At 37.1% G+C, this 24,306-nt stretch carries 26 protein-coding genes; 9 read left to right on the forward strand and 17 right to left on the reverse strand.

What is annotated here, in order from left to right; genetic code table 11:
* Positions 1-3: 3 nt before the first annotated feature.
* The 4 genes from AC1VU3_RS04925 to AC1VU3_RS04940 all read right to left on the reverse strand — a co-directional run bounded on the left by AC1VU3_RS04925 (position 4) and on the right by AC1VU3_RS04940 (position 4,377).
* Complete coding sequence (locus tag AC1VU3_RS04925) at positions 4-1,371, reverse strand: dihydrolipoamide acetyltransferase family protein (RefSeq protein WP_482982934.1); 1,368 nt, start codon at positions 1,369-1,371, stop codon at positions 4-6.
* 38 nt (positions 1,372-1,409) lie between these two features.
* Positions 1,410-2,387 carry an alpha-ketoacid dehydrogenase subunit beta gene (locus AC1VU3_RS04930; protein WP_482982935.1) on the reverse strand — a complete coding sequence of 326 codons (978 nt, stop codon included), beginning with the start codon at positions 2,385-2,387 and terminating at the stop codon, positions 1,410-1,412.
* Positions 2,388-2,390: 3 nt separating this feature from the next.
* Positions 2,391-3,503, reverse strand: a complete 1,113-nt coding sequence (gene pdhA / locus AC1VU3_RS04935) for a pyruvate dehydrogenase (acetyl-transferring) E1 component subunit alpha (protein ID WP_480389990.1) — start codon at positions 3,501-3,503, stop codon at positions 2,391-2,393.
* A gap of 232 nt (positions 3,504-3,735) precedes the next feature.
* Positions 3,736-4,377: a YkyA family protein gene (locus tag AC1VU3_RS04940; RefSeq protein ID WP_480389989.1), complete on the reverse strand. Its 642-nt coding sequence runs from the start codon at positions 4,375-4,377 to the stop codon at positions 3,736-3,738.
* 135 nt (positions 4,378-4,512) lie between these two features.
* Here AC1VU3_RS04940 and def point away from each other — a divergent pair, with 135 nt between their 5' ends.
* Positions 4,513-5,070 carry a peptide deformylase gene (def, locus tag AC1VU3_RS04945; RefSeq protein WP_480389988.1) on the forward strand — a complete coding sequence of 186 codons (558 nt, stop codon included), beginning with the start codon at positions 4,513-4,515 and terminating at the stop codon, positions 5,068-5,070.
* A gap of 106 nt (positions 5,071-5,176) precedes the next feature.
* On the opposite strand, the gene AC1VU3_RS04950 is transcribed toward def, so the two are convergent.
* The 3 genes from AC1VU3_RS04950 to AC1VU3_RS04960 form a co-directional block, all read right to left on the reverse strand.
* Positions 5,177-5,710: a hypothetical protein gene (locus tag AC1VU3_RS04950; RefSeq protein WP_480389987.1), complete on the reverse strand. Its 534-nt coding sequence runs from the start codon at positions 5,708-5,710 to the stop codon at positions 5,177-5,179.
* Positions 5,711-5,958: 248 nt separating this feature from the next.
* Positions 5,959-6,900 (reverse strand): carbohydrate kinase family protein, encoded by a 942-nt coding sequence (locus AC1VU3_RS04955; protein ID WP_480389986.1) that lies wholly within the window; start codon positions 6,898-6,900, stop codon positions 5,959-5,961.
* Positions 6,901-6,912: 12 nt separating this feature from the next.
* On the reverse strand, positions 6,913-7,686 hold the full coding sequence (locus tag AC1VU3_RS04960) for a Cof-type HAD-IIB family hydrolase (RefSeq protein WP_480389985.1): 774 nt from the start codon (positions 7,684-7,686) through the stop codon (positions 6,913-6,915).
* Positions 7,687-7,961: 275 nt separating this feature from the next.
* On the opposite strand from AC1VU3_RS04960, the gene AC1VU3_RS04965 reads away from it, so the two are divergent.
* Together AC1VU3_RS04965 and rnjA are read left to right on the forward strand one after the other, a co-directional pair.
* Positions 7,962-8,171 (forward strand): DNA-dependent RNA polymerase subunit epsilon, encoded by a 210-nt coding sequence (locus AC1VU3_RS04965; RefSeq protein WP_480389984.1) that lies wholly within the window; start codon positions 7,962-7,964, stop codon positions 8,169-8,171.
* Positions 8,172-8,174: 3 nt separating this feature from the next.
* Positions 8,175-9,842 (forward strand): ribonuclease J1, encoded by a 1,668-nt coding sequence (gene rnjA, locus AC1VU3_RS04970; RefSeq protein WP_480389983.1) that lies wholly within the window; start codon positions 8,175-8,177, stop codon positions 9,840-9,842.
* A 633-nt stretch (positions 9,843-10,475) separates the two neighbouring features.
* Here the strand turns inward: rnjA and AC1VU3_RS04975 are convergent.
* Entirely contained in the window at positions 10,476-11,135 is a 660-nt protein-coding gene (locus AC1VU3_RS04975) for a potassium channel family protein (protein ID WP_480389982.1), read from the reverse strand.
* Between the two features lie 66 nt (positions 11,136-11,201).
* Positions 11,202-11,648 (reverse strand): TlpA family protein disulfide reductase, encoded by a 447-nt coding sequence (locus AC1VU3_RS04980; RefSeq protein WP_482982936.1) that lies wholly within the window; start codon positions 11,646-11,648, stop codon positions 11,202-11,204.
* Positions 11,649-11,844: 196 nt separating this feature from the next.
* Here AC1VU3_RS04980 and AC1VU3_RS04985 point away from each other — a divergent pair, with 196 nt between their 5' ends.
* The 6 genes from AC1VU3_RS04985 to AC1VU3_RS05010 all read left to right on the forward strand — a co-directional run bounded on the left by AC1VU3_RS04985 (position 11,845) and on the right by AC1VU3_RS05010 (position 17,619).
* A complete protein-coding gene (locus AC1VU3_RS04985) occupies positions 11,845-12,387 on the forward strand; it encodes a helix-turn-helix domain-containing protein (protein ID WP_480389980.1) in 543 nt (180 codons plus the stop codon).
* A 14-nt stretch (positions 12,388-12,401) separates the two neighbouring features.
* Positions 12,402-13,508 (forward strand): ABC transporter ATP-binding protein, encoded by a 1,107-nt coding sequence (locus AC1VU3_RS04990; protein WP_480389979.1) that lies wholly within the window; start codon positions 12,402-12,404, stop codon positions 13,506-13,508.
* Complete coding sequence (locus AC1VU3_RS04995) at positions 13,498-14,316, forward strand: ABC transporter permease (RefSeq protein WP_480389978.1); 819 nt, start codon at positions 13,498-13,500, stop codon at positions 14,314-14,316. Before AC1VU3_RS04990 ends, AC1VU3_RS04995 begins: the two co-directional genes overlap by 11 nt.
* Positions 14,303-15,106, forward strand: coding sequence for an ABC transporter permease (locus AC1VU3_RS05000; RefSeq protein ID WP_480389977.1), 804 nt, complete (start codon positions 14,303-14,305; stop codon positions 15,104-15,106). The genes AC1VU3_RS04995 and AC1VU3_RS05000 overlap by 14 nt, the downstream gene beginning before the upstream one ends.
* Complete coding sequence (locus tag AC1VU3_RS05005; RefSeq protein WP_480389976.1) at positions 15,103-16,176, forward strand: ABC transporter substrate-binding protein; 1,074 nt, start codon at positions 15,103-15,105, stop codon at positions 16,174-16,176. The genes AC1VU3_RS05000 and AC1VU3_RS05005 overlap by 4 nt, the downstream gene beginning before the upstream one ends.
* 261 nt (positions 16,177-16,437) lie before the next feature.
* Positions 16,438-17,619 (forward strand): MFS transporter, encoded by a 1,182-nt coding sequence (locus tag AC1VU3_RS05010; RefSeq protein ID WP_480389975.1) that lies wholly within the window; start codon positions 16,438-16,440, stop codon positions 17,617-17,619.
* 320 nt (positions 17,620-17,939) lie between these two features.
* Here AC1VU3_RS05010 and AC1VU3_RS05015 read toward each other — a convergent pair whose 3' ends face one another.
* The 8 genes from AC1VU3_RS05015 to AC1VU3_RS05050 all read right to left on the reverse strand — a co-directional run bounded on the left by AC1VU3_RS05015 (position 17,940) and on the right by AC1VU3_RS05050 (position 23,827).
* A complete protein-coding gene (locus AC1VU3_RS05015) occupies positions 17,940-18,218 on the reverse strand; it encodes a hypothetical protein (RefSeq protein ID WP_482982937.1) in 279 nt (92 codons plus the stop codon).
* 94 nt (positions 18,219-18,312) lie between these two features.
* The gene (locus AC1VU3_RS05020) at positions 18,313-18,846 is read right to left on the reverse strand and encodes a hypothetical protein (protein ID WP_482982938.1); all 534 of its coding nucleotides are present in this window, start codon (positions 18,844-18,846) and stop codon (positions 18,313-18,315) included.
* 202 nt (positions 18,847-19,048) lie between these two features.
* Positions 19,049-19,504, reverse strand: coding sequence for a hypothetical protein (locus tag AC1VU3_RS05025; protein WP_480388699.1), 456 nt, complete (start codon positions 19,502-19,504; stop codon positions 19,049-19,051).
* A 161-nt stretch (positions 19,505-19,665) separates the two neighbouring features.
* Entirely contained in the window at positions 19,666-19,890 is a 225-nt protein-coding gene (locus AC1VU3_RS05030) for a PF20097 family protein (RefSeq protein ID WP_482982939.1), read from the reverse strand.
* A 162-nt stretch (positions 19,891-20,052) separates the two neighbouring features.
* Positions 20,053-20,892, reverse strand: a complete 840-nt coding sequence (locus tag AC1VU3_RS05035) for a tyrosine-type recombinase/integrase (protein WP_482982940.1) — start codon at positions 20,890-20,892, stop codon at positions 20,053-20,055.
* Positions 20,893-21,175: 283 nt separating this feature from the next.
* Complete coding sequence (locus AC1VU3_RS05040) at positions 21,176-21,943, reverse strand: CPBP family intramembrane glutamic endopeptidase (RefSeq protein WP_482983034.1); 768 nt, start codon at positions 21,941-21,943, stop codon at positions 21,176-21,178.
* 120 nt (positions 21,944-22,063) lie between these two features.
* Positions 22,064-22,873 (reverse strand): MerR family transcriptional regulator, encoded by an 810-nt coding sequence (locus AC1VU3_RS05045; RefSeq protein ID WP_482982941.1) that lies wholly within the window; start codon positions 22,871-22,873, stop codon positions 22,064-22,066.
* Positions 22,874-23,350: 477 nt separating this feature from the next.
* Positions 23,351-23,827, reverse strand: coding sequence for an immunoglobulin-like domain-containing protein (locus AC1VU3_RS05050; RefSeq protein ID WP_480388703.1), 477 nt, complete (start codon positions 23,825-23,827; stop codon positions 23,351-23,353).
* Positions 23,828-24,306: the final 479 nt, after the last annotated feature.

Here is a 24,306-nt window from a genome sequence, read left to right on the forward strand (position 1 = left end):
TTTTTACGCCTCCATTAATAATAATTCTGGACTGCTTAGTAAACGTTTCAAATGATTTAACGCATGCTGTGCAGTCGCTCCATCGATCATACGATGATCGAAGCTCAAAGATAATGCTAACACAGGAGCCGCTACAATTTCACTATTTTTTATTACAGGTTTTTCTGAAATTCGACCAATTCCGAGTATTGCTACCTCTGGGTGATTAATAACTGGTGTGAACCACTGACCTCCAGCAGAACCAATATTCGTGATAGAGCAGGAAGCTCCTTTCATTTCTGCAGGAGAAAGCTTTCCTTCTCTAGCCTTAGTAGCTAGGGTATTAATTTCATCAGAGATGGCAAAAACAGATTTTCGATCTGCATGCTTAATCACTGGAACTAGAAGACCTTTTTCTGTGTCAGCTGCAATACCGATATTATAATAATGCTTTTGTACAACTTCATTTGTTTCGTCATCATAAGATGTATTTAATAATGGATATTCACGAAGCGTACTTACTAGAGCTTTTACCACATATGGTAAGTATGTCAGCTTGATATTCTTCTCCGCTGCAATATCCTTGAATTTTTTACGGTGAGCAACTAGCTCCGTTACATCTACTTCATCCATTAATGTAACATGTGGTGCAGTATGCTTCGAGTTAACCATTGCTTTAGCGATTGCTTTACGCATTGGAGAAAGCTTTTCTCGTGTTTCTGGGAAGTCGCCCTCTAAAACAACAGGTGCTGTTTTTGTTTCTTCTGATGTAGTGTTTGCTTCCTCTACTTCAGTGGAAGCAGCTGCAGCAGATTGTTGATCACCGGATAGGAACGCATCAATATCTTCTTTTAAAATACGCCCATTGTTACCAGTACCAGTAACTTTTAAAATGTCCACATCGTTTTCACGTGCATATTTACGAACAGAAGGCATTGCAATAATGCGATTATTTGCACTTGCTTCTTCTTTGACTGGAGCAATACCTACCGGTGTCTTTCCAGCCTCTGCTACTGGTGCCTCTTGATTGTTATTGTTAGAAGTCTCTACTGACTCCTTCTCCAAGTTTTGACCACTTTCATAAGTAGCTTGAACTTGCTCCTCTGTTTTCTTTTCCCCACCATGGTCTCCTTTAAACTGAAGATCCTCATAGCCAGGAGCGTCGAGCTTTACTAGTACATCTCCTACAACAGCAACCGTACCTTCTTCTACTAGTACATCTGTTACTTTCCCTTTTACAGGAGAAGGAATTTCAACGACCGCCTTGTCGTTTTGTACTTCACATAAAATATCGTCCTCTTCTACTTCATCGCCTGGTTTTACAAACCACTTAACAATTTCTCCTTCATGTATACCTTCTCCGATGTCAGGTAAACGAAACTCAAATGACAAAGTCCTCATCCTCTCTATAGTAAATAGTAAAAATTATATTAGAACGTTAACACTTTCTTAGCTGTTTCCATTATGTCCTTAGAGTTTGGAAGCCATACTGTTTCCGCTTGTGAGAATGGATATACAGTATCAGGCGCTGTAACTCGAAGCACAGGAGCTTCTAAGCTTAAAATAGCTCTTTCTGTGATTTCCGCTACTACGTTTGCAGCGATACCTGCTTGTCTTTGCGCTTCTTGTACGACAATTGCACGATTTGTTTTTTCTACAGAGCTGATAATTGTTTCAATATCTAGAGGCTGAACCGTACGTAAGTCAATTACCTCTACAGAATATCCTTCTTTTTCAAGCTCTTCTGCAGCCTTTAAGCTTTCATGTACCATCGCACCATATGCAATGATTGTTAAGTCTTTTCCTTCACGCTTCACATCTGCTTTTCCAAGTGGAATTGTATAAGACTCTTCTGGCACTTCTCCACGGAAAGAACGATACAATTTCATATGCTCTAAGAAAACAACAGGGTCGTTATCTCTAATAGAAGCAATTAGTAATCCTTTTGCATCGTATGGAGTAGATGGGATTACTACCTTCACACCTGGGCTAGATGTCATAAGTAACTCTAAGCTATCTGCATGCATTTCTGGTGTATGTACGCCACCACCAAATGGGGAACGAATAGTGACTGGTGCGTTGAACGCTCCTCCTGTACGGAAGCGCATACGAGCCAATTGGCCACTAATAGAATCCATAACCTCATAAACAAATCCAAAGAACTGAATTTCAGGTACTGGACGGAAGCCTTGAAGTGATAACCCAACAGCTAGTCCACCAATTCCAGACTCAGCTAACGGAGTATCAAATACTCTGTCCTCTCCAAACTCTTTTTGAAGTCCTTCCGTAGCACGGAATACCCCACCATTATTACCAACGTCTTCGCCGAAGACTAACACATTTTCATCGTTTTTAAGCTCACAACGAAGTGCATCCGTTATTGCTTGAATCATTGTCATTTGTGCCATCGGTTACTTCGACTCCTTCTCTGTATAGTAAGCTAATTGCTCTTCTAAGTTATATGGATTTTCTTCATACATAATCTTCATTAAGTCTGTTACTTTTTGTTTTGGTGCAGCGTCTGCTTTTTTAATCGCATCTTTAATTTCCTCTTTTGCACGTTCGATTACTTCATTCTCTTTTTCTTCACTCCAAATACCTTTTGCTTCTAGATATTTACGGAAGCGAACAATCGGGTCTTTTTTCTCCCATGCAGAGTCTGTTTCAGATGTACGGTAACGAGTAGGATCGTCACCTGCCATTGTATGCGGTCCATAACGGTAACAAAGCGTTTCAATTAGACTTGGACCTTCTCCGTTCACTGCTCTTTCTCTAGCATCTCTTGTTGCTACATAAACAGCTAGCGGGTCCATTCCATCAACTAATATACTTGGAATACCTGCAGCTATACCCTTTTGAGCAATCGTTTTTGCAGCAGTTTGAAGTTCTCTCGGTGTAGAAATAGCATACTGGTTGTTTTGTACAATAAATACAGCTGGCAAGCGGTATGCTCCAGCGAAGTTGATTCCTTCATAGAAGTCCCCTTGTGATGACCCACCATCACCTGTGTACGTGATAGCAATTGATTTCTTGCCACGTTTTTGCATTCCCATTGCGACACCAGCCGCTTGGATATATTGTGCACCAATGATAATTTGTGGAGGGAAAACGTTTACACCTTCAGGTATTTGGTTCCCCATAAAGTGACCACGTGAGAAAAGGAACGCTTGCCATAAAGGTAATCCGTGCCACACAATCTGAGGTACATCACGATAACCAGGTAAGATGAAATCCTCTTTTTCACATGCGAAATGTGAAGCAAGCTGTGAAGCTTCTTGTCCCGCTGTTGGTGCGTAGAATCCTAAACGTCCTTGACGGTTAAGCGAAATAGAACGTTGGTCTAAGATTCTTGTGTAAACCATGCGCGTCATTAATTCCACTAAATCTTCATCTGATAATTTAGGGTCTGCTTCCTTGTTTACAATTTCTCCTTCTTCATTCAAGATCTGGAACATTTCAAATTTTTCTTCAATCTCTTGAAGCGTTTTCATAGGATCAAACTTCGATGCCTTTTTAGATGCCATTTAGCAACTCTCCTTTTGTTCTGTATTAAAATGTTTTCACGAACCGAGTAATACAACTTCATTTCCACCTTAGTATACTTAAGAATAAATGAAGGGTCAATCATCTAGAATCCTAATATTTTTTTATTAGAAAATTAGAAATATATTTAGCTGTTATAGTTCTTTTTTCTTCCTGTAATATATCAGGAGAATAAAAAAAGCAGTACTATTAAAGTACCACCTTTTCAGAAAACTATTCATCTTGTAGGACAGTAAAAGCTTCTCGCTTTACATCATTTAAACTAGCAGTTAGCTCATTAAAATGATCAACAGCTTGTTGAACAACCTCATTTTGCTTATTTACCTGTTCTACCTGGTCTTGTATTGTCCCAATATTAGCCTCTTCATCAAGTAACATATTATACAAGTCGCCTTGTAAAGCTGTTAGAGCATCATATTCACCGATTAGTTTATCATAAGCTTCATAACGATTTTTTAAGGCATTTTGTACTTTTTTGATACCTTCTTTTTCTACTTCGTCTTCTGTATCAGCAACAAGGGAAGTTAATTCTTCCATCTTTTCCTTCGCAGCTTCTATGGAAGTTTTTTCTTTTTCCACTAGAGCTATGCGTTCTTCCAATATTTTAGCAGTATCTTCCACCTGGACAGCAAGCTCATCCTGTTGATCTTGTGTAAGCTCCATCATTCTTTGAAAATTTGTTTGCTCTTTTATTTCAGTTTCTGCTAAGTCTGCTTGCACATCACGATAATCACTTTCTAATTCATAAATATCTGAAAGGATATTAGAAAGCTTTTGTTCCGTTGTATCACCAAAGGAACACGCAGAAAGGAGTAATAGCATGCAGAAGGGGAAAATATATCTCACTAGTTTCATTGCTCAACCTCCTATCTTCCTTTTAAACTATAATAGTTATGAGATGGAAATTCAACTGAACCATATGCTCTTTTTGTTTAGCTTACGTGTAACTTTCGTTATAATATATATATGAAAACGGAAAGGACGATTGAAATGATTTTAATGAAAGATATTATCCGAGACGGTCACCCAACCTTACGTAAAAAAACAGCCGAGATGACATTTCCATTGTCTGAGGATGATATTAAGCTGGCAAACGACCTTCTAGAGTATGTAAAAAATAGTCAGGACGAAGAAATTGCCAGCAAATATAACCTACGAGCGGGAATCGGACTTGCTGCTCCACAGGTCAATCAAGAGAAAAGAATGTTCGCTCTCCATTTAACCGATGAAAATGACGAACTAGTAAGCTTTGTAGCAGTCAATCCTAAAATAATCAGTCACTCTGTAGAAAAAACCTATATTACCTCCGGCGAAGGATGTCTTTCCGTTGACGAGGTAATCGAAGGCTATGTACCTCGTTATGCGAGAATTACCGCTACCGGCTTTTACCCAGATGGCACTCCATTTAAAAAACGTTTAAAGGGATTACCAGCTATCGCATTCCAGCACGAGCTAGATCATCTAAACGGAATCATGTTCTACGATCATATTAATAAAGAAAACCCTTATGCTGAAATACCAGATGCAACTCCATATAACAGATCCTAAAAACCCTCCTCGGAGGGTTTTTATTCTTTTTAATTTACTTAGAAAGAAAAACGATAAAGACACCTTCTTTTAGTTTCTCAATGGTTACAGAGATGATAGCTTCTTTCTAATTTAAAAAAAGCATTTCGATAAACGCTGTCTCTTTATTGTATATCTTATACATAAAGTACATCAAAATGATTATGGCAAAAAGGGGAGATGACTCGTCGAGCAATTCATCTATAAGAAAGATTGGTTTAAGCGAAAAATTTTCCTTTTTTATAGCAGCAATCTGTCTTCCATGGATTTTTACCTCGACATCCTTATTCCAATTTTCTTCCACTAGTAACTTTTCTCCTTCTATTTCTCCTACGACACAAAAGTAAAGCAAACTGCTTCCAGTCTTATCTTTTAAAAAGTAGTTTTTCCCCCCTACTTCTATCAAATATCTAGCACTCAGAAAATTATAAAAGCCTCTTTTTTTAATTCCCATGGACACCTTATTCCCTTTATTAGATGTAAAGGAAAAAGTATGTTCTTTTTCACAATCCAGGATGTCTGCTTCTCCAATAAAGCCTACACACTCTTGTTCTTCGTTTACCACCTCAAACGCTTTACCTCTGTCAATATACACAACCTCTCGAAAGAAATACTGCTTCAAGTCCCTCTCTCCTTAGACTGTCATACTTATCTAAATCAATCGACTTCCCATCGTTGAATAGCCGTACTAATTTTACGGGGAGGGATGATAAAAGTTCCACCTAACTCAACAGATATCGGAAGAATTTTACATGTATATCAGAATACCGAGCAAAGCCTTTATACTTGAAAAGTAAAACACACTGAATAATCCTTCTACAACGGGCTTGGACAAAAAAAACAAGAGGATCTATTTCGATCCTCTTGTATTTATACGGAGACGATATCAGCTAACCTAGGCATTGCCGAAAGTGCACCCATTCTAGTTGCACACATAGCCCCCATCGAATTGCCAAATGAAATGTATCGAAGCCATTGCTCCATCGTTTGCGGAATACCTTCTTGTTGGATCCTTGTTAATACTCCAGCCATAAAAGCATCCCCTGCTCCAGTGGTATCTACAACTTCTATCTTTTCTACTGGAATGTGGTATCTTTCTCCACCAATCACCGCAAGTGTGCCCTCTGCTCCTAACGTCAACAAAATGACAGGAATATTATATGGCATCAATGCCATTAATCCATCCTCTCTATTCGTTGTTTTCGTCAGGAAGAAAAGCTCCTCATCTGTCATCTTCAAAATATCAACTTGTTGCATGAAATAAAGAATTGTTTCTCTACAAAGCTCCTCGCTCTCCCATCTTAACGGGCGAACGTTTACATCAAAGGACAATAGGCCATTATTAGACTTTATTTCTTCCACTATATTCCTCGTAGTTACTCTTGCTGTTGGATGGAAAAGTGTCCCGGAGCAAAAGTGAAAAACGGAGGCCTGCTGAAAGGCAGCCTGATTAATATTCATAAACCCCACTTGTAAATCAGGAGTTTCATCTATATAAGTGTGAAAGATTCGATCATTTTCAGGCGTTAAATGCACATAAACTCCACTAACACGTTTTTCTGGCACAAATTGACTGAAGGATAGATCAACACCTTCATTCTCCAGCTCTTTGCGAACAAATACCGAGGTCTCATCATCCCCTGTAATTGTAATGAAGGAGACGTCTCCACCTAGTCTTGCGATTCCGGCAGCGACATTCAAAGTGGCGCCACCTAAGAACTTCTCAAAGGTTCTGTTATGATGATCTTCTGCTATATAATCCACGAACGCATCTCCGTAGACAAGTACAAATTTTTTCTTCGACTCTAACATGAAAGTGCTCCTTTAAATTAATCTTAGCTGTTTCATCGCATTAACCAGACCATTGTCGTCTACTGTATCTGTCACAATGTCCGCGATGCTTCTTAGCTCCTCTACACAATTACCCATAGCTACCCCAGTTCCTACATATTGAAGCATTTCCCGGTCATTAAGCCCATCTCCAAAGGCAATGGCATCCTCCACACCCTTTTCAAGATGCTTAAGTAATAGTTCTATTCCCACTGCCTTGGATACGCCTTTCGGAAGAACATCACAGGAATGCTTATGCCATCTGACAAAGGATAGCTCTGGAAAGGCTTTTTCATATTCCTTTTGGGTATCTAAATCACAAAAAATAAGTGCTTGATGAATATCATTAGTTAAATAAAAATCTTCTCCATGGCGAGGAAAACCAATTTTCAACGTGGAAATACTGTTAATTACATGCTCATGACTAGGCTGGTTGGACACCATTTCATGCATGTCCATATAAACAAGCGGCTCGTTACGATTCGTTGCAAACTCCGTTAATCTCCCTAAAACCTCCTTACTCAAAGTCCCTTTATGAATGGTTTTATTTTTGAATTGAACAATTTGTCCATTATAGCATATATATGATTCAATCTTGAGTTGTTCGAAAATTTTTTTTGCGGTAAAAGGAGCTCTTCCAGTAGCAATAACAATCTCATGACCGTTGTGTCTAGCGGTTTCAAATGCATCCTCTACACCAGCTGGTATTTTCTTCTCGTTATCCAAGATAGTACCATCTATATCATAAATCAGTACTTTTTTGACCATAAATAAAAAACTCCCCTGTAAATTATTTGACTTTTCTGCAAAAATACTTTACACACTCTAGTTTTTTTTATATAATAACATTAAGGAGTGAATAGCCATGTTGAAACGCTTAAAAAAGAAACTGTTGCGACGACTCGGCGGAATACTCAGACAAAAAACGATCGCTTAAATGGGCTGCCCTTCAAAAATTGAAGGGCTTTTCTTTATTTTAGGGAAATGGCATGATATTATAAAGAGAATTGATATATTTGAACGTGAAAAAGGAGAGTATACAAATGATTTACAAAGTATTGTATCAAGAAAACGCTAATCAGGTGCCAGTTCGAGAAAATACCAAGAGCTTATACGTTAAGGCAGAATCAGAAAGAGAAGTCCGTGCAATTCTGAAGGATCGAAACTATAACATCGAGTTCATCCAACTGCTTGAAGGTAAACATTTAGAGTTCGAACAAGCAAGTCCAAATTTTCAGATTGTGAATGAATAGTCTATGAAATTTGTTAAAAACGATCAAACAGCTGTTTTCGCGCTTGGCGGACTAGGCGAAATCGGCAAAAACACGTACGGCGTTCAATTTCAAGATGAGATTATCTTGATTGACGCAGGAATTAAGTTTCCAGAGGATGAATTACTGGGTATTGATTATGTTATTCCAGACTACACATACCTAGTAAAAAATGTAGATAAAATTAAAGGACTCTTTATTACCCATGGGCATGAAGATCATATCGGGGGAATTCCATATCTCTTGAAGCAAATCAACATCCCAGTTTATGGCGGGAAGCTCGCATTAGGGCTTCTTCGCAATAAATTAGAAGAGCATGGTTTATTAAGACAAACCAAAATGCATGAAATTGAAGAAGATGATGTCATCAAATTCAGAAAAACGGCAGTAAGCTTCTTCCGCACTACACATAGTATTCCAGATGCTTTTGGTATAGTTGTCAAAACGCCTCCTGGCAATATTGTGCATACAGGTGACTTCAAGTTTGACTTTACACCTGTAGGAGAGCCTGCCAACTTAACGAAAATGGCTGAAATCGGTAAAGACGGTGTACTATGTCTCCTTTCAGACAGTACCAATGCCGAGGTTCCAAATTTCACTATGTCAGAACGTAAGGTTGGAGAAAGTATGGACTCTATCTTCCGTAAGGTTGATGGAAGAATTATTTTTGCAACCTTTGCGTCTAACATCCATCGCCTTCAACAGGTAATCGATGCAGCGGTTCATCATAATCGCAAGATTGCCGTGTTTGGACGAAGCATGGACAATAATATTACCATTGGTCGTGAGCTTGGCTATATCACAGCACCAAAAGAAACATTCGTTGAAGCTAGCGCAATTAACCGCTTGCCAGCGAATGAAGTCTTAATACTCTGTACTGGAAGTCAAGGGGAACCTATGGCTGCATTATCTAGAATTGCCAACGGAACCCACCGTCAGATTCAAATCCAGCCAGGTGATACAGTTGTATTCTCCTCTTCTCCAATTCCAGGAAATAGAGCGAGCGTCAACCGTACGATCAACCTTCTATTCCGAGCTGGTGCAGATGTAATCCACGGTTCACTTAACAATGTGCATACATCTGGACATGGTTCACAAGAGGAGCAAAAGCTGATGCTTCGTTTAATGAAGCCAAAGTTTTTCATGCCTATCCACGGTGAATATCGTATGCTGAAGCTGCATACAGAGCTTGCAGTGGACTGTGACGTTCCAGAAGAAAATACCTTTATTATGGATAACGGTGATGTCCTCGCATTAAGTGCAAACGAGGCACATGTTGCCGGCCGCATCCCTTCTGGTGATATTTATATCGATGGCAGCGGAATTGGAGATATCGGAAACATCGTTTTACGAGACCGACGCATCCTTTCAGAAGAAGGCTTAGTAATTGTTGTAGTAAGTGTAGATATGGAAAAGAAAAAAATTGTCTCCGGGCCTGACATCATCTCTCGCGGATTTGTTTATATGCGTGAATCAGGCACCATGATTAATGAAGCCCAGCAAATGCTAAACAAGCATTTACGCTTCACTATTCAGGACAAGTCCTTAGAATGGTCTGACCTAAAAAATGAAATCACCGATATGCTTAGTCCTTATCTATACGAAAAAACAAAGCGTCGTCCAATGATTTTACCAATTATCATGGAAGTATAAATACTGATAAACTTTAGCTTTTTTAATAGCTAATAAATTTTGAAAAGAAGGCACTTTCTGTCCAATCGGATAAGAAAGTGCCCTTTTTTCATTGTCTGGTCCTAATAGATTGCTAGTCCTACCATTTTGAACGAGAATAAAGTATCCCTATCTGAGAGTAAACCCTCGGCGAATGGGAATAACCGAAAATGCCCTAACAAAATCCCCTGCGGATACTGGCCATACCCTTCTACCATTTTTTGACCGAGAATAAAGTTCCCCTATCTGAGAGTAAACCACCGACGAACGAGAATAAAACCGCTGAATGAGAGTAAAGCTTCTCCAACCGAGAGTATCCAGCTCCTATCCGAGAGTAATAACTCATCGAACGAGAGTAACTCCCGGCCAACCGAGAATAACCGAAAATGATGGAACTAAATCCCCTGCGGACACTTGCCATGCCCTTCTACCATTTTGAACGAGAATAAAGTCTCCCTATCTGAGAGTAACCCCCCGACGAACGAGAGAAACTCCCACCCAACGGAGAGTAACCGAGAATGACTTAACAAAATACCCATAAAACACCAGAACAAAAAAGCGAGTACGTGATGATCCATCGCTCACGTACTCGCTCTGTATTATTTTTCATTGCCATTATGCGAAAACCTTTTTCTCAAATCGAATAATATCCACATCGGCTCCTATGATTATCATTACGTCATCTAATTGAAGGACATCTTGGGCCTGCGGGGATATCATCAAGTTATTACCTCTTTTCACTGCTACTATGTTAATACCGTATTTCGCTCGAATGTCTAGGTCTATAATAGAGTGACCCGCAATTTTTTCATTTACTCTTATTTCCATAATGGAATGCTCATCTGAAAGCTCCAAGTAATCTAGGACGTTATTAGAAAGTATATTATTTGCAAGTCGTATCCCCATATCCCTTTCAGGATGGACTACTTGATCTGCACCTATTTTTTTTAAAACCTTTTCATGGTAATCATTTTGTGCCTTTACAGTTATCCTCTTTACACCAATTTCCTTTAGCATAAGCGTAGTCAGGATACTCGATTGGATATCATCGCCTATTGCAACAATGACGTGCTCAAAATTGCGTATCCCTAAAGATTTTAATACTACTTCATCTGTTGTATCTGCTATGACTGCCTGGGTTGCGATAGAGGAAAATTCATCTACTCGCTCTGATACGATATCAATTGCCATTACATCGGCTCCTTGCTCGATCAGTTCCTTTACGATGCTGCCACCGAAGCGCCCCAAACCTATTACCACGAACTCCTTGCGCATGTTCTTTCCCCCTAGTGCCTACTTGCCACTAGTTTACCACAAACCAATATATACCGTTAAGAAATATTACATCATTTCATTAATTAGGGTAATTAACCGCTGCTCCAATATTCGCAATCCAATTTCACCCGATTGGCGGTGACGATAACTTCCCTTTTTATCAAATAGATAAAAATTAGGTACTGTCTGGTTTCCAAGCAATCTTGTATAGGAAGAATCATTATCCACTAAAATGGGATACATCATCCCTAACCTACTCGCTTTTTCTCTAATTAACCTCAGATCCGTGTCCGCTTGCATTCTTGGCATATGAACTCCCACTACATGGAACCTGCCTTCATATTTTTGCTGAAGTTTTTCCACCCATGCGGCTGTTCCCTCGCAGGATGGACAGCTAACCGACCAAACAAATAGTAGGATTGGTTTGGTCCCTACTAAAGCATCCTTCTCCACGTAACTATTTATCCAGCTTGCTGAGCTCGGAAAAGCTGGTAGACACTCTCTTAATCGCATGACAACCTCTCCTTTTTTCTTCATCCCCTCTACTATATGCAAGGGAAAAAGGAGAAAACGATTTTGCCTTATTAGTCGAAATAATTTATTTTATTTTTTTTATAAAAAGTTGTTAAAGTAAACTTAAAGTTGTGTTAGAATAAACTTTGCTTTAGGAGAAATTACTCTTACAGAGACAAAAAAGGACGAAATACGTATGGAAATAGGAAAAAAAATTAAAAAATTGCGCCTAAAGAAGGGGTTAACGCAAGAAGAGCTGGGTGAAAGAACTGATTTAAGCAAAGGATTTATATCTCAGCTAGAAAGAGATCTTAACTCTCCTTCTATTGAAACACTTTTTTCGATACTGAACGTTTTAGGCTCCAAGCCGAAAGATTTCTTTGATGACGATGTCTCCGAGGAAAAAATCGTTTATGGAAAACACGAACAGACGGTTTATGTAGACGATGAAAAGAAATTTCAACTAAATTGGCTAATTTCGGAATCCAATGAAAATGAAATGGAGCCTGTCAAGATTACCTTTGAAAAGGGCGGACAATTTAGGGAATTTGAGCCCTCCTTATCCCAAACGTTCATCTATGTGTTAAAGGGACGCGTTGAATTAACGTTTGGAAAGCAAAAGCATTTAGCTTCTGCTGGGGAGTCCATCTATTTTGAGGCATCTGAGCAGCATCTATTAAAAAACGCTGCTGAAGGAATCTCCGAGGTTATTTATGTTGTTACCAATTCTTATTTATAAATGGAGGGCTAAAAATGTCAGATACACCTATTATTCGTTTTGAAAATGTCACAAAACATTATGACGAGGATACTACTGTATTAAATAACGTCAACTTTGAACTAGAGCGAGGGAAATTTTACACGCTTTTAGGACCTTCTGGTTGTGGGAAAACAACCATTCTTCGCCTGATCGCTGGCTTCATGCAACCATCAAGCGGGAACATATATTTTAATGGCAAAAAAATTAATAACCTGCCGGCAAATGAAAGACAAGTAAATACCGTTTTTCAAGACTATGCCCTCTTTCCACATCTAAATGTATTCGACAACGTGGCATTCGGTCTTCGCATAAAAAAATTGCCGAAGAAAGAGATAGAGGAAAAAGTAATAGAAGCATTAAAATTTGTTAACCTTAGTGGCTATGAACATAGAGAAATCTCTGAAATGTCTGGTGGTCAGCGTCAGCGTGTTGCCATCGCTCGAGCGATTGTAAACGACCCTGAAATCATTTTGTTGGACGAGCCGCTCTCAGCGCTTGATTTAAAACTTCGTTCTGAAATGCAGTATGAGCTTCGTGAGCTTCAACAGCGCTTAGGGAAAACTTTCATTTTCGTTACCCATGACCAGGAAGAGGCACTTGCCATGTCAGATGAAATTTTCGTATTAAATGCCGGCAATATTGAGCAAAGTGGAACTCCTATGGACATTTATGATGAGCCAATCAACCGTTTTGTTGCAGATTTCATTGGCGAATCAAATATCGTACCTGGAACGATGGTTGCTGACTTCCGCGTGCAAATTGGTCAAAAAGAGTTTGAGTGTGTGGACCAAGGCTTAAACCCAAACGAAAAAGTAGATATCGTAATCCGTCCAGAGGATTTAGAGATCACTTCTGTAGAAAAGGGAAAAATGAAAGTAAAAGTAGATACGCAGTTATTTAGAGGAGTGCACTACGAGTTATCTACTTATGATGAAGAAGGCAATGAATGGCTCGTACATTCTACTAAAAAGGCAGCAGTTGGTGAGATGATAGGTTTAGATTTTGACCCAGAGGCAATTCATGTTATGCGTTTAAACGAAACAGAAGAAGAATTTGACAAGCGTCTTGAATCCTATGGAGAAGACAGCCATGCAAACTAAGCAAAAACGACTGTTTTTAATTCCCTACTACGCTTGGATTTTAATCTTTGTTATTGCACCTATCGCCTTAATTGCCTATTATTCTTTTCTTGATTTAAATGGGAACTTTACTTTAGAAAACTATCAAAACTTCTTTACTTCTGTTTATCTAAAGCTAACGCTTAGTTCCTTTTGGTATGCTTTTTTAATCACACTTTTTTCTTTATTAGTGGCTTATCCTACTGCCTATTTGTTAACGAAAACTAGACATAAGCAGCTTTGGCTACTTTTAATCATTATCCCTTCCTGGATAAACCTATTATTAAAAACTTATGCGTTTATCGGGATTTTTGGACTGTACGGTCCAATTAACGCCTTCTTAGGTGTCTTTGGTATTACAGAGCAGCAAATTTTATTTACTGATTTTAGTTTTATATTTGTATCTGTCTATATTTTTATTCCGTTTATGATTCTTCCAATCTTCAACTCTTTAGATAAGCTAAATCCTTCGCTTATCGATGCAAGTAGAGATTTAGGAGCTTCAAGCTGGACTACCTTTTCCAAGGTAATTTTCCCACTGACGATTAATGGAGTGAAAGCGGGAATTCAAGCGGTCTTTATCCCTTCCCTATCTTTATTTATGATTACTCGATTAATCGCAGGAAACAAAGTAATTACACTAGGTACAGCTATTGAACAGCAATTCCTAGTTACCCAAAACTGGGGAATGGGGTCAACAATCGCTGTTTTCTTAATCATTTTCATGGTCATCGTCATGGCGATTACTGGTCAAAGAGAGAAGGGGGTTATGCCAAATGGAAAAAACTAAGCTTTCCGCTAAGATTTATTTAGCGATCGTCTTTATTATTTTATACACCCCTATCTTTTATTTAATTTTCTATTCGTTCAACAGTGGCGGAGGAATGAATAACTTTGAATCCTTTACGCTTGAGCATTATGGTGCGGTCTTCTCTGATACCAGACTTATTATGATTTTAATCAATACGGTGATTGTCGCATTGCTATCAGCACTTTTCTCTACCGTTATAGGGCTATTTGGAGCTTTAGGGATTGTCTATATACGAAACAAATCCTTACGTAATTCTATCTTGTCCTTGAATAACGTATTAATTGTAAGCCCGGACGTAGTAATTGGGGCATCTTTCTTGATTTTATTTACAACGATTGGTGTGAAGCTAGGCTTTGCTTCTGTTTTGATTTCCCATATTGCATTTAGTATTCCAATCGTTGTGTTAATGATATTGCCAAAGCTGCAAGAAATGAATAGCTCGCTGATTGATGCTGCAGCCGATTTAGGTGCCACAAGAAGAGACATCCTTACAAGAGTTATCATTCCATTTATCAAACCAGGAATTTTTGCAGGATTTTTCTTAGCACTAACATATTCATTAGATGATTTTGCGGTTACCTTCTTTGTAACAGGAAATGGCTTCTCTACACTGTCAGTGGAAATCTATTCTATGGCAAGAGCAGGGATCACTTTAACGATTAATGCTTTATCCGGTATTATCTTCGTTGTTACCCTTGCACTAGTTGTTGGCTACTACTTTATTAGCCAACGTGGAAAAAACCCTATTGGAATGGGGGTAAGAAAATGAAGGAAATCGTAAGAGCTGGGATTGCAATTCTAGTTGCTTCTGTGGTTCTTCTTTTCGTAAACCACTATTTAAACCAGAGCTCTGGTAGAAGCAGCACCGACACGGTGACTATTTTTAACTGGGGAGAATATATCGACCCAGAATTGATCGACCAATTTGAAGAGGAAACTGGCTACCGCGTGGTCTATGAAACGTTTGATTCCAATGAAGCGATGATGACAAAGATAGAGCAAGGTGGTACTGCGTATGATATAGCTGTTCCATCTGAGTATGCGATAGAAAAAATGAAGGAAAATGATTTATTGCTTCCTATTGATCATTCTCTTTTGCCAAACTTAGAAAACATTGACCCGTACTTCCTAGATCTATCCTTTGATCCAAAGAACCAATATTCTATCCCTTATTTCTGGGGGACGGTTGGAGTTGTATATAACCCTACCCTATTAGAGGGACAAACGTTTGACTCCTGGGATTCACTTTGGGACCCTTCTCTAGAAGGTCAAGTGTTACTTGTGGATGGAGCACGCGAGATCATTGGCATGGGCTTAAATAGTCTTGGTTATTCACTCAACTCAACAAATGAAGCAGAGCTGAATGAGGCACTTGAAAAGCTAAACAAACTAACTCCTAACGTAAAAGCGATTATTGGAGACGAGGTAACACAGCTGATGATTAATGAAGAAGCTGCTGTCGCAGTCACATTTTCTGGACAAGCGGCAGATATGATGTGGGAAAATGAAGACTTAGATTTTGCTGTTCCAGAAGAAGGCTCTAATCTATGGTTCGATAACATGGTTATCCCAAAAACAGCTGCCAACGTGGAAGGTGCACATGCATTTATCAACTTTATGCTAGATGCCGAAGTAGCTGCTCAAAACGCCGATTATGTAGGCTACTCTACTCCGAACTCCGGTGCAATGGAGCTATTAGATGAAGAAGTAGTAACAGACGAACGCTTTTATCCACCAGTTGAAGCACGTGAAAACTTAGAGGTTTATAATAACCTTGGGTTAGAAATGTTAGGTGTTTATAACGAATTATTTTTAAAATTTAAGATGGGTTCTATTTAACTCTGTGGTCGAGCTTATGCTCAACCACAGTTTTTTTCGAAAAAAATTATTTTCGTGTCTCGAAAGTTTTTATTCGGTAGCAAATATGTTATTATCTTTAAATGTAGTATTATGTTTTATTGGGAACCAAAGAGGATAGATAGTATAGGATAGATTCGGTTGGTTCACTATAAATAGATAGTTAACAGGCTACTCCGTTTCGTCATATGGAGAGCTGCTATAAGAAATAAACAATATAGAATGAAGGAAGCAGGAATCAACATGGAAACAAAGCAGAATAAATTTGCTCTATATATTTTAATGTTTAATATGTTTATAGCTATGTCCGGTATTGGATTAGTTATACCAGTAATGCCATCCTACCTAGAAACATTCGGGATAGGCGGCCAGGCATTAGGGTTTATCATTGCCTGTTTTGCATTAGGACAATTTATATTCTCTCCCCTAGCTGGAGAACTGTCTGATAAAATTGGTCGAAAAAAACTCATTATGATCGGTCTTGCTATTTTCTGCTTGTCGCAGTTTTGGTTTGGAATGGCAACCCACGAATGGATGCTCTATGCTGCACGTTTTCTTAGCGGGATAGGTGGAGCCTTCTTAGTACCAGCTACCATGGCATTTGTAGCAGATATAACAAGCATAGATGATCGCGGAAAAGGAATGGGATTGCTAGGTGCATCCATGTCATTAGGTTTTATGATTGGACCTGCTCTCGGTGGTTTTTTAGCAGGAGTTAGTTTAACCTTTCCATTCTATGTAGCAGCACTTGCAGCTCTACTTTCATCGATTTTGTCCTTCTTTGTCTTACCGGATGTTAAAAATCCAATAGTACCACCTGTAACAGGGAAGGCTCAAAATAATATACTTTCTCAAATGAAGCAGTCCGTACACACACCATACTTTATTATGCTGATTATCATATTTGTATTTTCATTTGGAATCGCAAATTTCCAAGCTACCTTCTCTATGTATGTAGATCACAAATATGACTACACTCCGCAGCGCATTGCCGTAATTTTAACAGTAGGTGGTTTTGTAGGGGTAATCATCCAAACCTTCATCGTGGATAGATTATTTAAACGATTTGGTGAGCTAAATGTGATTTTATACAACTTATTAGTTGCTTCCTTTTCGTTACTTTTCTTCTTCCTAATCGACAATTTCTGGCTAATTCTACTAGTAGCAACGATTTTCTCTACTGCCACTACGTTAATTCGTCCAGCCGTTAACACTGCGGTCTCAAAGCTTGCAGGTGACGGACAGGGCTTTGCAGCTGGGATGAACAATGCATATATGTCATTAGGAAATATGATTGGACCTGCTCTTGCAGGGACGCTATTTGATATCAACTTGAATATCCCATTCATAGTGGGTACGGTTATCCTATTCCTTGCGTGGGTAATTACGATCATTTGGATGAAAAGAAAACAGCCTGTACTTTAATTTCATGATGTAGATAAAAATAACAGCGTGTCCTTCTGAGTAGTAATTTTGGAAGGACACGTTTTTGCATGGAGGAAAGTGGCGTGCTGGTGTTACCACCGCTGAAGCAATGTTCTATGGAGATATCGGTTAAAGAAGTAATATCGATGGGACAAAACTGTTCCTTTTTGGATGGGTATTATCCTTTTGCATTTATTGATTAGGCTCTGTTAAAGTTTATTGTTGATAAATATTTAAAGAAAAACGGAACTTCCATAAGCTTGGAAGTTCCGTTTGTTTTGTTGTCTTATTAAACTAACGCACCCGTTAGTGAAAAACAATTATAATTTCACAGTCCAAATTTTATAGATAATTTGACCATTTATTTCTGTTTTTTCTGTACAGACATCGATTTGCATATTGTTATAAACTGCCCATTGAGGAAACAGAGATGCTAAATATATAATTACCTTTTCATCAGGTGTTGCATATCCTACATTATTTTTATTACTTAAATAGGCAACAAAATCTGGATATAACGCTTCTGTCCACTCTTTAACTTCAAACTCAGAACCAAAAATACGAGTATCCTCTTTATGACTTCCATTTATCCATTTCATGGAATCCACCTCATTTCTAAAAAGCCACCCTTACAAGTAGCTATTTGTGAGCTAAAGCACCCATTAGTATAAAAAGAATAATTTTTGCTACGACTCAATAATCAATAGAATTAGCTATTTCAACTAAGTCTTCGGGAGTAACTTTATCTAAAACTTGCTTATTGATGCTTAGCATATACTGCCAATGTTCACTTTCAAAAACAAGCACGTTAAAACCTGAAATAGTCATATAAGTGGCTTCATTCCCATTATTTAATTCAAAGGTTTTTAACACATACTTCTCTCGTTTAGGAATGCCGTACTTAATAGGTCGAACATCAATTTTATAATGATTTTCAGAAGATAAATCACTGATAAATTCTACTTCAAATGAGTCATTGGCGTCGCCCTCTAAATCATTAAATCTTCCGAAATGATGAGTGAAACTTATCGAGGGAACTCTAAGTGGTAACTTTAGTCTTTGTTTAAAATGTTTTTCAAAATCCTTAGATGCTTCTTCCACAGTCTTATATCCGATTTCAGGATATATTACTTCATAAGAACTGGATTTATCGTTTGCAGTTGCAATTACTGTCAATAAAAATAACAAACATAATGAAAGCAGGAATAGGCAAATAGTTCTGGTCATTTTTTATACCTCAAAGTATCTTTAGATGTATTATTCCAAGCTTAATGAAAATTATTTATGACACTTCTTATAGAACTAATCTGCCCCGTTTGTTAAAGAAGGAATTCAACAAAAAGAGCGTTAATCCCTTCTTGGATCAAGCCCCCATTTGTCGAATAAGAAAAAGAAGATGCCTAAGTAATTGCCGTTTCTAACCTTCAAATTATTGAATAAAGATATTCCCAACGTATTGAGCATTTCCACTATCTGCATTTATGTCAATCACAATCATATACTCACCTTTTTCTTCTGGTAAGTAGAAGTCTTGGCTGTTTTTTTGATATTCTAAATCAATTTTTTTGTCTTCTTGCCAGACTGAAACACTTATTCCATTTGGATTAAAATCCCCATCTTCAAGGTTTATAGTAACTAACTCTCCTGCATTAAAGTATATAACATCTTGTTTTTTTGCGAATGATTGAATATCCTTCGTTTCTTTATTGTACTTTTCATCATAATTCCAATCTATGTTTGCTTCTGCTAAATTTTCGTGGGAGTTAATACCATTTGGAGTAAACACTGAAACAGTTGGTGGAGAAAAATCATATTCTTCTCCAATACATCCTGTTAATAAAAAGACGCAAAACAAACCTACAATCAATTTGAAAAATGTATTCACATATCTTCACTCCTTCACGTTTTTTGACTACTAATTCAATATAATTTTTAACATTGACACTAATAAAATTTAAATGATTTTACTGTCCTTGTTCAACTAAACCGCCCCTTTAGCAGCATAAGAAAAAAAGACCGCTCTTAAAGCAGTCTAGTTCGTAAACTCTATTCTTCATTGGAATAATCAATAAGGACTTTTTTACAATCCTCACATAGATAAGCATCTACATAATTAATTGAAAAGCGACTCTGATTCGATAATAAAACTGATTCTTTATTCAAACTGGGTTCAATACTCAACTTAGATACTTTTGGTACCCAAGCAAGTCTAGTACCACTTTGTAAATACCCTTTTTTCATTCCACTACCACAGTTTGGACATTCATTCAAAAAAATCCCTCCTTACTGTACACTTTCTAAATAATAACATCATTGTTATGTATTCTCTTAACGATCCCATAAATCCTTCTCCGCTAACCTGCCCCGTTTCTACAATAAGGAGTTCAACATAAAAGGGCATTAATCCTCCTTGGTTTAATGCCCCTGTTTATATCAGAAAAACTTTTTATATAGCTCTCGTCTGAGTGTCCCACTTAAATAAGCATAAATCTTAGTCGTTTCACTCTTTTCATGTCCCATCAAATTTTGAATGACTTCTAAAGGCGCCCCATTATTCAATAAAGTAGTAGCATAACTATGTCTCAGCTGATGGGGGTGAATACTTTTGTTAATACCAGATCTCTTAGATATCCGTTTAATAACATATCTCATTTGAGGAATACTCATCCTATGAGGAGCACGAACTGTCACAAATAAAGCCTCCTGATCGTCCTCTCGTTCGTTCAAATACCTCTTTAGCCAAATATCACACCTAGTATTAAAATAGACTTCTCTCTCTTTATTGCCCTTACCTAATACTATTACGGATTGATTAGAAAAGTTGATAGACTGGCGATTTAAATGAACTGTCTCACCTATTCTGCAGCCAGTTGAATACATAAATTCGAACAATGCATTTTCTAATGGCGTGTAACAGGCTTCTCTTAAATGCTCGATTTCTTCTTCAGATAAAAACTTTGGTATTCTGATATCTAACTTTGGCTCCTTAATCTTAGAAGCTGGATTACCATTCAAAACATTTTCATCTTGTGCCCACCGAAACAATGATTTAATAAAACGTATCCTATGTCCTAAGCTAGCTGCCTTTAATTGTTCAGCAACTTTCCCAAGATATAGCTTTAAAGAATCAGTAGTTATTTCATCAAGAGAAATATCACCCAAATGCCTAATCAACAAGTTTAATTGGACATTATATGCCTTTAAGGTCTGAGGTGAATACCCTTGGATCTGTTTATCAGCTTTGTATAATTTCCAAGCTTCAGATAGTATCATTCTATTACTCTCCTTCTCTATTTGTAACAGTCTAGACAAATAGAAGGGAAGTAATACATCAATAATTTTTAAACGAATGCCCCAGTTAGTTGAATAAGCACCACTAAAAACTTAATTTACTTTATGTGTTTTAATTTTTCTATTCAAACTTAACATACTTACTATATGATACAGTTCACTGAAACTGTTACTGTTTGAAGGGACCGCATAAGACGCTAATCATTAGAGTCACATAAACCAAATCTTTGTCCAGTCTTTTGCACAAACCAGATTCTCCATTCAATTACCTGTATAAGCACTTTTTATAATTAACTAAGACTAAAACTACAGCCACTATTAAATATAATACAGAGGTAACTGTAAGAATATTAAGTACGTTTCCAACTTGAATGCCCATAAAATAATTGAAAAGTTGGTGGATCATAATAGGAATAATGAGATTATGATTCAAGTTATAAATTGCAGTTATGATGATTGATATAGCAACAATGGCACCCAAGAAACAAATGATATATTGCACCAATTGTAATCCAGAGTATCCTGACATAAGCCATAAAGGTGTATGCCAGAAACCCCAAACCAATCCAACGATAATGGCTGATTTTAATGGACTGAATCTTTTTTGCAATTCATTTAATACAAATCCCCTCCACCCTAATTCTTCCCCGAGTGGTCCTAAGATTAAATTGTAGCCAAATACGATAAGAAGTGAAGTCCACGAAGGAGTTAATTGTTCATGTATGGGCAAACCCCACACTTTGTTTGTCATTAAAAGACTACCAATCAAAACCAAAAATTGAATAAGGACGACACACAATACCGTTGATATTCTGATTCTTTCCCTAAATTGGCTTTTTATAAAGTTCCATAGATTCCCTTGAGGGTATATTTTACAGAACATTGTTACGAAGACAAATGTAGCCGTCCATGATGATAGCACTATTAATATATCTACAATGGGCTGAGACTTTAATAGAAACATTGTCAGCCCTATGACAATAAGAAAAACAAAGAACATGACATAGGTCCATAAAATATACTTTTTTAACATTCCACTCAAACCAAACACCCTCCTATATATAAAAAACCAATAGAACAGTTTGAACTTGTTCCATTGGTTATAAAGATAAACTATGGTGTTACCCCCAGGTCAATATCAATAAAAAGTATTTTACTCTTCTTCAACAGGAATATATATTTCTAAGAAGGCTCGTTCTTTGGTATCAAGATATGTAATAAGACGAGTATTAACAAAAGCAACCCCTTTTGGTTTAAGTCCTTGTTCGTTTCCCCATTCTAAAGTAGATTCAAATACTTTATCTTTAATATCATTATTTCCATTTTGATACCTGCCATCCTCAACGATTGTATAGATACATTTAGAATATTGTAAATAACATCCGCTTTTTTCCTTATGTATCGTTTCATGCTTTTCAACAATATACATCCTGGAATCTAGAAATCCGTTTTTATCAAAAGTAAATTTCCTCATGATTTTGCTAAGAATATCATCCTTCATCATATCCATATTTTCCAATATGGTAGGATACTCCAGAAAGGAATAAAAGTCAGAAAACTCATTGATTACTTCATAGATTGGGAATTTCCTTATGGAGTATTGGTTTAAATGTTCTTTTAATTCCTCACAGAATGCTTTTGTTTCTTTTATTTTTTGAAGCATGAATTTATTATTTCGTATGGTTTCTTCTAATTGTTCGGCTTTTATTTCTAATAAAGTTTCCAGTTCTTCTATTGCTCTTCCTTCCTGTAGATTTCTAACTTCTTTCATAGATAAGTTTCTCTTTATATAAAAATCTGCAACCAATAATGTATAAATATCATAATCATTATATTGACGATAATTATTTGATTCATCATGGTTCGGTTTTACAATTCCTTGTTTCTCGTAATACCTTAGTGCATCTCTTGATACACCTAGAATTTCAAATAATTGACTTGTTCTATATGTATTCCCTTCCATTTCATATTGACCTCCTAAAGATATACTATTCATAGAGTAATTATAAAAATTTTACTACATAATCACGGATTTTATTAATATGAGCAAATATATCTTAACAAACTACATAATTATATAGATATCCAATTAAGGATTATCAACCCAATTAATACTAAGAGAGGATTATTTTAATCAATCTTTATTTATATAATAGAACCTTGTGTTAAACGAACAATCTTTTTACAAAACTACAATTAGGTTCTCTTTTTGTATTCTTATTCAACTAACCTGCCCCGTTTGTATAATAAGGAATTAAACAAATAGAGTGTTTTTCAATAAAAAAACTGTAAGCATCAAAGTTGTATAAACAATATTCAAAGGAAAACCCACGAAAGACACAGCATTTCTTGGATTTCTGTTTCTTTCCAAATTTTGATTTGTGAATATTATTTAAGTTTATTTTGTATAGTTTATAAATCCTTATTTCACTAAGAACTGTTAATCCACGTTAAACGAAACAGCTACTCTTTTACTTTTTCTCTCCTCATTGCTGTTAACATGGAATCTAAAAACAACCCTATAAACACCCTCCTGTAAAATAGATGGCGGGATTTTCTGTTCCATTTCCTGACCAAGTTCTAAAACATTTAATTCATCCAATGTTACTGCATCACTATCTGCCGCAACCCAAACGTTATCTTGTAAGTATTCCAATATAGTTCCTTCCCCTGTGTAGTCCACCAATGTTTCGCCATCATTTCTTATTGTAATAACTGGCGTCTCTCCCTGACTGTATCTTTCTTGTTCAACAAATATAGAAATGGAAACATCTTTACTTTTATATGTTGAGTTTATAGTATCCACTTTACTTTGATTTCCGCTGTCTGCATGTTTACTTAGATTTTCTTTATAATTGGATTCTTGCTCCTTCTCTACTTCGTCGCTATTTTGACAGCCCAATAAACCAATTGACATTAATACAATCGTTAATAATAAAGTAATATTTTTAATCTCACATTCCTCCTTTCTTTATTAGTCCCTTAAAAATATAAAAGGTTACAATTGTCTGCCTTTTCTAATTTAAGTTTCTACTATACATACATTCCCAAAGCGGTCTTTGGGGTCTTTAACGTTGTAGCGATTTGTGAGAACGTAAAAAATAATAATATAAAATAATAAGTCAAGTTACCAAACCGTCGTTTGGTAACACTTCTTTACGTGTAAATCTGACGATAGTCCTTGTTGCACTAAACTGCCCCGTTTGTACAATAAGGAATTCAATAAAAAGATTGTTAATCCCTTCTTGGATCAACGCCCCCGTTCGTATTATAAGGTCAGCCAGAGAAATCTGGTTGACTATTTTTTATTCAATTTATAGATTGATAGTAGCCGGGGTAGAACGGACGCCCCCGTGGGACTTGATCCCGACAACTAAACTGTTCGCCCTCTACTTG

The sequence above is a fragment of the Psychrobacillus sp. Z16_25 genome, assembly GCF_056856695.1.